The 7,996-nt window shown below is 66.2% G+C and carries 5 protein-coding genes and 2 pseudogenes; 6 read left to right on the top strand and 1 reads right to left on the bottom strand.

The window, feature by feature from the left end; translation table 11 throughout:
- The first annotated feature begins 123 nt into the window (after positions 1-123).
- The 6 genes and pseudogenes from BSE24067_RS31895 to BSE24067_RS31870 all read left to right on the top strand — a co-directional run bounded on the left by BSE24067_RS31895 (position 124) and on the right by BSE24067_RS31870 (position 6,024).
- Entirely contained in the window at positions 124-1,077 is a 954-nt protein-coding gene (locus BSE24067_RS31895; RefSeq protein ID WP_151068605.1) for a LysR substrate-binding domain-containing protein, read from the top strand.
- Positions 1,078-1,367: 290 nt separating this feature from the next.
- Positions 1,368-2,654 carry a Glu/Leu/Phe/Val family dehydrogenase gene (locus BSE24067_RS31890; protein ID WP_151068604.1) on the top strand — a complete coding sequence of 429 codons (1,287 nt, stop codon included), beginning with the start codon at positions 1,368-1,370 and terminating at the stop codon, positions 2,652-2,654.
- Between the two features lie 254 nt (positions 2,655-2,908).
- Positions 2,909-3,802, top strand: a complete 894-nt coding sequence (locus BSE24067_RS31885) for a glutamate/aspartate ABC transporter substrate-binding protein (RefSeq protein ID WP_151068603.1) — start codon at positions 2,909-2,911, stop codon at positions 3,800-3,802.
- A gap of 84 nt (positions 3,803-3,886) precedes the next feature.
- Complete coding sequence (locus tag BSE24067_RS31880) at positions 3,887-4,627, top strand: amino acid ABC transporter permease (protein WP_151068602.1); 741 nt, start codon at positions 3,887-3,889, stop codon at positions 4,625-4,627.
- On the top strand, positions 4,627-5,304 hold the full coding sequence (gene gltK, locus BSE24067_RS31875; protein WP_059465397.1) for a glutamate/aspartate ABC transporter permease GltK: 678 nt from the start codon (positions 4,627-4,629) through the stop codon (positions 5,302-5,304). The genes BSE24067_RS31880 and gltK overlap by 1 nt, the downstream gene beginning before the upstream one ends.
- Positions 5,301-6,024: pseudogene (locus tag BSE24067_RS31870) on the top strand (amino acid ABC transporter ATP-binding protein). The gene gltK and the pseudogene BSE24067_RS31870 overlap by 4 nt, the downstream one beginning before the upstream one ends.
- Positions 6,025-6,114: 90 nt before the next feature.
- Here BSE24067_RS31870 and BSE24067_RS31865 read toward each other — a convergent pair.
- Positions 6,115-7,929 (bottom strand): annotated as a pseudogene (locus tag BSE24067_RS31865) (autotransporter family protein); the annotation flags it as partial.
- Positions 7,930-7,996: the final 67 nt, after the last annotated feature.

Raw genomic sequence — 7,996 nt, 5'->3', positions numbered from 1 at the left:
CGAACGGTGCCGCCGACGCGCGCCCGCGCAGGCTTGCCGGGCCGCCGCGCGACCCGGCGGCCCGCCCCGCCCGCCGGTAGAATGCAGGCTTCTTCCCGACCGCCGCCCGCCGCGCCCGCCTGCATGGAACTCAAATGGCTCGAAGACTTCGTCTCGCTCGCGGAAACGCGCAGCTTCAGCCGGTCCGCCGAACTGCGGCACGTGTCGCAGCCCGCGTTCTCGCGGCGCATCCAGGCGCTCGAGGCGTGGCTCGCGACCGAGCTGATCGATCGGTCGGTCTATCCGACGCGGCTCACGCAGGCCGGCCAGATTTTCTACGAGCAGGCGCTGACGATGCTGTCGCAGGCGCACGAGGCGCGCACGCTGCTGCGCGGTCACGTCGGCGCGCCGGTGCCGACGATCGAGTTCGCGGTGCCGCACACGCTGTCGCTCACGTATTTCCCGCGCTGGCTGCAGCGGATCGAGGCGAAGATGGGGCAGGTCCACACGCGGCTGCGCGCGCTGAACGTGCACGACGCGGTGCTGTCGCTCGTCGAGGGCGGCTGCGATCTCGTGATGGGCTACCACCACCCGAGCCATCCGGTCGCGCTCGACCCGGCCCGCTACGACATGCTGGTGCTCGGCAGCGAGCCGATCAGCCCGTTTTCGGCGCCGGGCCGCGCGGGCCGGCCGCGCTACACGCTGCCGGGCACGGCCGATGCGCGCGTGCCGTACCTGTCGTATACGCCGAACGCGTATCTCGGCCGAATGACCGAAGTCATCGTTGCGAACGCACCGACTTCGCTGTTCCTCGATCGCGTCTATGAAACCGACATGGCCGAAGGGCTGAAGGCGATGGCGCTCGCGGGCCACGGCGTCGCGTTCCTGCCGCACAGCGCGGTCGAGGACGCGGTCGCGAGCGGCCGGCTGATCCGGCTCGACCGTGCCGCGCGCGGCGGCACGCAGCCGTTCACGCTGACGATGGAAATCCGCCTGTACTGCGACAAGCTCGCGCTGCAGGGCGACGATCCGCGCCAGAAGCTCGTGCGCGCGCTGTGGGATGTCGTGCGCGACGAACTGCGCGAAGCGGCCGGCTGACCGGGGCCGGCGCGATCACCGCGATCGCGCGCTGCCGCTCGCGGGAGCAGCTGACGATGCGCTTGCGGCGCGTGCCGGACGGCTGTCCGGCGGCCGCTCCACGAATTTCCCGCTCGTTTGTCCGCGCCCGCGATGCACGACCGATCGCGGCCGTTCTTGCGCAAATCGACCGCGAATTTGCGAAAAATCCCGATCATGCAAGAAACGCATAATCGAATAAGCAAACGGCATTGGATAAAAAAAACGGCTTTTTCGACAATGTGCGCAATCCGTTGAACGTTGGAGCATCCATGTCTTCGCAACTGCAGTCCATCCCGTCCTACCTGCACGCCGACGATCTCGGCCCGTGGGGCAACTACCTTCAGCAGGTCGATCGCGTCGCGCCGTACCTCGGTTCGCTGTCGCGCTGGCTGGAAACGCTGAAGCGTCCGAAGCGCATCCTGGTCGTCGACGTGCCGATCGAACTCGACAACGGCACCGTCGCGCACTTCGAGGGCTATCGCGTGCAGCACAACGTGTCGCGCGGTCCGGGCAAGGGCGGCGTGCGCTACCACCAGGACGTGACGCTGTCGGAAGTGATGGCACTGTCCGCATGGATGTCGGTGAAGAACGCGGCCGTGAACGTGCCGTACGGCGGCGCGAAGGGCGGTATCCGCGTCGACCCGCGCAAGCTGTCGCGCGGTGAGCTCGAGCGCGTGACGCGCCGCTACACCAGCGAAATCGGCATCATCATCGGGCCGAACACCGACATTCCGGCACCGGACGTCAACACCAACGAACAGGTGATGGCGTGGATGATGGACACGTTCTCGATGAACCAGGGCCAGACGTCGACCGGCGTCGTGACCGGCAAGCCGATCTCGCTCGGCGGCTCGCTCGGCCGCAAGGAAGCGACGGGCCGCGGCGTGTTCGTCGTCGGCTGCGAAGCGGCGAAGAAGAAGGGCGTCGAGATCGAAGGCGCGCGCATCGCGGTGCAGGGCTTCGGCAACGTCGGCGGCATCGCCGCGAAGCTGTTCCAGGAAGCGGGCGCGAAGGTGATCGCGGTGCAGGATCACACGGGCACGATCTACCAGCCGGCCGGCCTCGATTCGAACAAGCTGCTCGACCACGTCGCCCGCACCGGCGGCGTCGCCGCCTTCGAAGGCGCGGAGCCGATGCCGAACGACGAGTTCTGGACGGTCGAGACCGACATCCTGATCCCGGCGGCACTGGAAAACCAGATCACCGAGAAGAACGCGGCGAAGATTCGCACGAAGATCATCGTCGAAGGCGCGAACGGCCCGACGACGACGGCGGCCGACGACATCCTGAGCGCGAACGGCGTGCTCGTGATTCCCGACGTGATCGCGAACGCGGGCGGCGTGACCGTGTCGTACTTCGAGTGGGTGCAGGACTTCTCGAGCTTCTTCTGGACGGAAGACGAGATCAACCACCGCCTCGAGCGCGTGATGCGCGAAGCGTTCGCCGGCGTGTGGGCGGTCGCGGAAGAGCACAAGGTGTCGGTGCGCACGGCGGCGTTCATCGTCGCGTGCAAGCGGATCCTGATGGCGCGCGAAATGCGCGGCCTGTACCCCTGATCGGCCGTGCCGACCGGCCTCGACGGGCAGGGCCGGCTGAGTTCGATCGAGCGATGACGCAATCCACCCGATTGCGTGCATGAACCCCCGCGGGCGGTGCCGAATCCGGCACCGCCCGCGCGCGCATCCGGGGTGCCTCGAAGCCGGGAGGACGGCTTCGTACAGGGCGATTCGTAGTGCGGTAAACAACCAGTACTTTCAAAAATATTACTTTGATACACTGGCGCGGGTTTTAGCCAAGGAGATGACCAAAAATGAAATACCACAAGGCAGTCCTGATGGTCGCGGCGCTGTGCGCGTTCGCAAGCGGCGCGCATGCTCAGGAGACCGGCACGCTGAAGAAGATCAAGGACACGGGCGTGATCGCGCTGGGCCACCGCGAATCGTCGATTCCGTTCTCCTATTACGACCAGAACCAGCAGGTGGTCGGCTATTCGCGCGATTTCCAGCTGAAGATCGTCGATGCGGTGAAGAAGAAGCTGAACCTGCCGAACCTGCAGGTGAAGAACATTCCGGTCACGTCGCAGAACCGCATCCCGCTCGTGCAGAACGGCACGGTCGACATCGAGTGCGGCTCGACCACCAACAACGTCGAGCGCCAGCAGCAAGCCGCGTTCTCCAACACGATCTTCGTGATCGGCACGCGCCTGATGACGAAGAAGGATTCGGGCATCAAGGATTTCGCGGACCTGAAGGGCAAGACGGTCGTGACCACCGCCGGCACGACGTCCGAGCGCCTGCTGCGCAAGATGAACAACGACAAGCAGCTCGGCATGAACATCATCAGCGCGAAGGATCACGGCGACTCGTTCAACACGCTCGAGTCGGGCCGCGCGGTCGCGTTCATGATGGACGACGCGCTGCTCGCGGGCGAGCGCGCGAAGGCGAAGCAGCCGGGCGAATGGGTGATCGTCGGCACGCCGCAATCGGAAGAAGCGTACGGCTGCATGATGCGCAAGGGCGATGCCGACTTCAAGAAGGTCGTCGACGACGCGATCTCGCAAGTCGAGAAGTCCGGCGAAGCCGCGAAGATCTACGCGAAGTGGTTCGAGAACCCGATCCCGCCGAAGGGGCTGAACCTGAACTTCCCGCTGTCCGAGTCGATGAAGAAGCTGTACGCGAACCCGAACGACAAGGCGCTCGACTGACCACGCGGCCGTTGACGCAGAATTGACGCTACTGAAACGGAAGAGGCCACGCTTCTTCCGTTTCTTTTTGCTGGAGTCTTGCCCATGTCTTACCACTGGAACTGGGGCGTATTCCTGAGCCCCGTGTCGACCGGCGAGCCGACGACCTACTTCGGCTGGCTGCTGTCCGGCTTCTGGGTGACGATCGAGGTATCGCTCGTCGCCTGGGTCATCGCGCTGATCGTCGGTTCGCTGTTCGGCGTGCTGCGCACGGTGCCGAACAGATGGCTGTCGGCGATCGGCACCGTGTACGTGTCGATCTTCCGGAACATCCCGCTGATCGTGCAGTTCTTCGTCTGGTACCTCGTCGTGCCAGAACTGCTGCCCGCATCGGTCGGCACCTGGATCAAGCAGCTGCCGCCGACCACGCAGTTCTTCACCGCATCGATCGTCTGCCTCGGCCTGTTCACCGGCGCGCGCGTGTGCGAACAGGTGCGCTCGGGGATCAACGCGCTGCCGAAGGGCCAGCGCGCGGCCGGCCTCGCGATGGGCTTCACGCAATGGCAGACGTACCGCTACGTGCTGCTGCCGGTTGCGTACCGGATCATCGTGCCGCCGCTCACGTCGGAATTCCTGAACATCTTCAAGAATTCGGCGGTCGCGTCGACGATCGGGCTGCTCGATCTGTCCGCGCAGGCGCGCCAGCTCGTCGACTACACCGCGCAGACCTACGAGTCGTTCATCGCGGTGACGCTCGCGTACGTGCTCATCAACCTCGTCGTGATGGCGTTCATGCGCTGGATCGAAGGCCGCACGCGGCTGCCCGGCTACATCGGAGGCAAGTGATGCATCAGTTCGACTGGAGTAGTATTCCCGGCGCGATTCCGACGCTGTGGTCGGGCGCGATCGTCACGTTCAAGATCACGCTGATCGCGATCGTCGTCGGCATCGTCTGGGGCACGCTGCTGGCGCTGATGCGGCTGTCCGGCGTGAAGCCGCTCGCATGGTTCGCGAAGGCGTACGTGACGGTGTTCCGCTCGATCCCGCTCGTGATGGTGCTGCTGTGGTTCTTCCTGATCGTGCCGCAGGTGCTGCAGGGCGTGCTCGGGCTGTCGCCGACGATCGACATCCGGCTCGCGTCGGCGATGGTCGCGTTCTCGCTGTTCGAGGCCGCGTATTATTCCGAGATCATCCGCGCCGGCATCCAGGCGGTGCCGCGCGGGCAGGTGAACGCCGCGTTCGCGCTCGGCATGAACTACGCGCAGGCGATGCGCCTCGTGATCCTGCCGCAGGCGTTCCGCGCGATGGTGCCGCTGCTGCTCACACAGGCGATCGTCCTGTTCCAGGATACGTCGCTCGTGTACGTGATCAGTCTCGCGGACTTCTTCCGCACGGCCGCGAACATCGGCGATCGCGACGGCACGACCGTCGAGATGGTCCTGTTCGCGGGTGCATGCTATTTCGTGATTTGCTCGGTGGCGTCTGCCCTCGTCAAAGGTCTCCAGAAAAAGGTCACAAGATGATTTCCATCAAGAACGTTTCGAAGTGGTACGGCCAGTTTCAGGTCCTCACCGATTGCACGACCGAGGTCAAGAAGGGTGAAGTGGTCGTCGTGTGCGGTCCGTCGGGCTCGGGCAAGTCGACGCTGATCAAGACCGTGAACGGTCTCGAGCCGTTCCAGCAGGGCGAGATCCTCGTGAACGGCCAGTCGGTCGGCGACAGGAAGACGAACCTGTCGAAGCTGCGCTCGAAGGTCGGGATGGTGTTCCAGCATTTCGAGCTATTTCCGCACCTGTCGATCACCGAGAACCTGACGCTCGCGCAGATCAAGGTGCTCGGCCGCGGCAAGGACGAAGCGGCCGACAAGGGGCTGAAGCTGCTCGATCGCGTCGGCCTGAAGGCGCATGCGCACAAGTTTCCGGGCCAGCTGTCGGGCGGCCAGCAGCAGCGCGTCGCGATCGCGCGCGCTGTCGATGGATCCGATCGCGATGCTGTTCGACGAACCGACGTCGGCGCTCGATCCGGAGATGATCAACGAGGTGCTCGACGTGATGGTCGAGCTCGCACAGGAAGGGATGACGATGATGGTCGTCACGCACGAAATGGGCTTCGCGAAGAAGGTCGCCCATCGCGTGATCTTCATGGACAAGGGCGCGATCGTCGAGGACGACCGCAAGGACGATTTCTTCTCGAATCCGAAGTCGGATCGCGCGAAGGACTTCCTCGCGAAAATCCTCCACTGAGCGCTCGCGCATCGTGCGCATGCAATGCAAAAACCGCCCGGTTCGACGCCGGGCGGTTTTTTTTCGCCGGTGCCCGGCACCCGCGCCGCGCTACCAGCTGTACCGGTAGCCGACCTGTCCGGTAACGCCGCGCCGGTAATCGCCGCCGATGTTGCGCGCATATTTCACGTTCGCGTACAGTTCGCCCGACTTGCCGAAGCCCGCGGTCACGCCGAGGCCGAGCTCGTACCACGTGCGGCCCAGGTGCGTCGCGAACGGCGTGCCGCCGACGACGGTCTGCCCCGGCGACAGGAAGTCGTGCAGCACGTCGGCCGTGAAGTACGGCGTCGCGGCGCCGCCGCCCGCGTTCGCGTCGAGGTTCGGCCGGAAGATGCGCACACCCGCGCGCCCGCGCAGTGCGTTCGACGTCGTGCCCGACACGGGCGACACGTTGTCGTTGAACCCGTTCAGCTTCAGGTACTGAACCATCAACTGCGCCTGCGGCTCGACCGCGACCGGCAGGCCGCCGATCGCGAACGGCTTGCCGACCTCCTGCGACAGCGCGATGCCGAAGCCGTTCTGCGACGCCTCGTTGCCGTAGCTGTCGCGATAGCGGTTGCCGTAGTGCGTGACCTGCCCGACGGTGTCGAAATACGTGCCGTCGGACAGGTAGCGCGTCCAGTAGCCGCCGACGCTTTGCGCATGCATCTCGACCGAGCCCGTCGACGTCGACAGGCCCGGCGCGGCGGCGCGCGCCACGTCGCTGAAGCTCGCGTTCGCGACGCCGATGCTCGCCGTCACGCCCGCGTGCGTGCTGCCGCCGGCGGGCGTCTGGTCGAGCGTCCAGTCCTTGCCGAGCTGCGCGAAGAACGTGCGCTCGTCGGCCGCGAAGCGGCCCGCGTTCGCGTCGAGGCTCTGTCCGCCGATGCGGCCCCACACGCCGTCGCGATTGCCCGGCGCCTGCTTCTCGACGTTATAGACGTCGCCGACGCGCTCATGCAGCTTGCCGAGCGTCGAGAAACCGTAGTCTGCGTTCAGCAGCGGCGTCAGCGCGTAACCCGCCACGCCCGGACGGTACGCGAGCGTGCCGGCGCTGCCGCCGCCGTTGACGGCCGACGGGCCGACCGGGCCGCCGGGGTCCGACGGATCGAGCTGCGAACGCAGATACCAGCCGTTCGCATCGCGTTGGCCACCGCGGTAGAGCCGATATTCGTACGCGCCGGCCTGCACCGGGCCCGCGAGATGGAACGCCGACGCGGTCGTCGTGCCGCCGTTGGCGGTCAGCACGACCGGAATCCCGTCGCCCGTCGTCTGTGCGCCGGTGCCGGCCGTGTTCGCGATCTTCAGCCCGGTCGTGCCGCTCGCGGCGCCGCCGTTCACGATCAGCCGGTCGGTCGGCGATGCGTCGGCGCCAAGGTAGGTGTTCAGCGCGATCGTGCCGCCGTTGCCGACGTAGCTGCCGGTCGTCAGCGTCTTGTAGCTGCCGGTCAGCGTCGGCGAGCCGGCCGGCGCGGTGAACGCGACGAGGCCCGCATTGTTCAGGCTGCTCAGCACCGAACTGCCGGTCATGTGCCACGCGCTCGAGCCGTCGACGCTCAGCGCGACCGGATCGATCTTGCCGGTCAGCGTCGTGCCGTTCGTCAGCAACACGCTGCCGTTGCTCGACGCGTCCGACACGATGTCGCCCGCGAGATTCACGGCCGATGCGTTGAAGGTCGCGGTGCTGCCGTTCGAGAGATCGAGCAGCGTGCCGTTGCCGGCCGTCACGACGGTGCCGTTGCGCACCACGATGTCGACGGTGCCGCCGCGCGCGGCGAACGCCGGCCCGGCGACGGACGCGACGCTGCCGCCGTCGACGAGCACCGCGCTCGTCGCGCCGGTCGCGAGCGTGTCGGTGCTCAGCACGCCGGCCGTCGCGCCCCTGAGCGTCAGATCGGAAGAGCGTCGTGTAGGGAAAGAGTGTTCCTTCCGGTGTAGATCTCGGTGGTCGCCG

Origin of the sequence: Burkholderia latens (assembly GCF_902499045.1) — a bacterium.
Classification (GTDB): Bacteria; Pseudomonadota; Gammaproteobacteria; order Burkholderiales; family Burkholderiaceae; genus Burkholderia; species Burkholderia latens.
This window is presented reverse-complemented; position numbering and strand designations above follow the sequence as displayed.

Coding starts and splice junctions, on each gene's coding strand:
- BSE24067_RS31895 (WP_151068605.1), top strand. CDS start 124: ATGGAACTCAAATGGCTCGAAGACTTCGTCTCGCTCGCGGAAACGCGC.
- BSE24067_RS31890 (WP_151068604.1), top strand. CDS start 1,368: ATGTCTTCGCAACTGCAGTCCATCCCGTCCTACCTGCACGCCGACGAT.
- BSE24067_RS31885 (WP_151068603.1), top strand. CDS start 2,909: ATGAAATACCACAAGGCAGTCCTGATGGTCGCGGCGCTGTGCGCGTTC.
- BSE24067_RS31880 (WP_151068602.1), top strand. CDS start 3,887: ATGTCTTACCACTGGAACTGGGGCGTATTCCTGAGCCCCGTGTCGACC.
- gltK (WP_059465397.1), top strand. CDS start 4,627: ATGCATCAGTTCGACTGGAGTAGTATTCCCGGCGCGATTCCGACGCTG.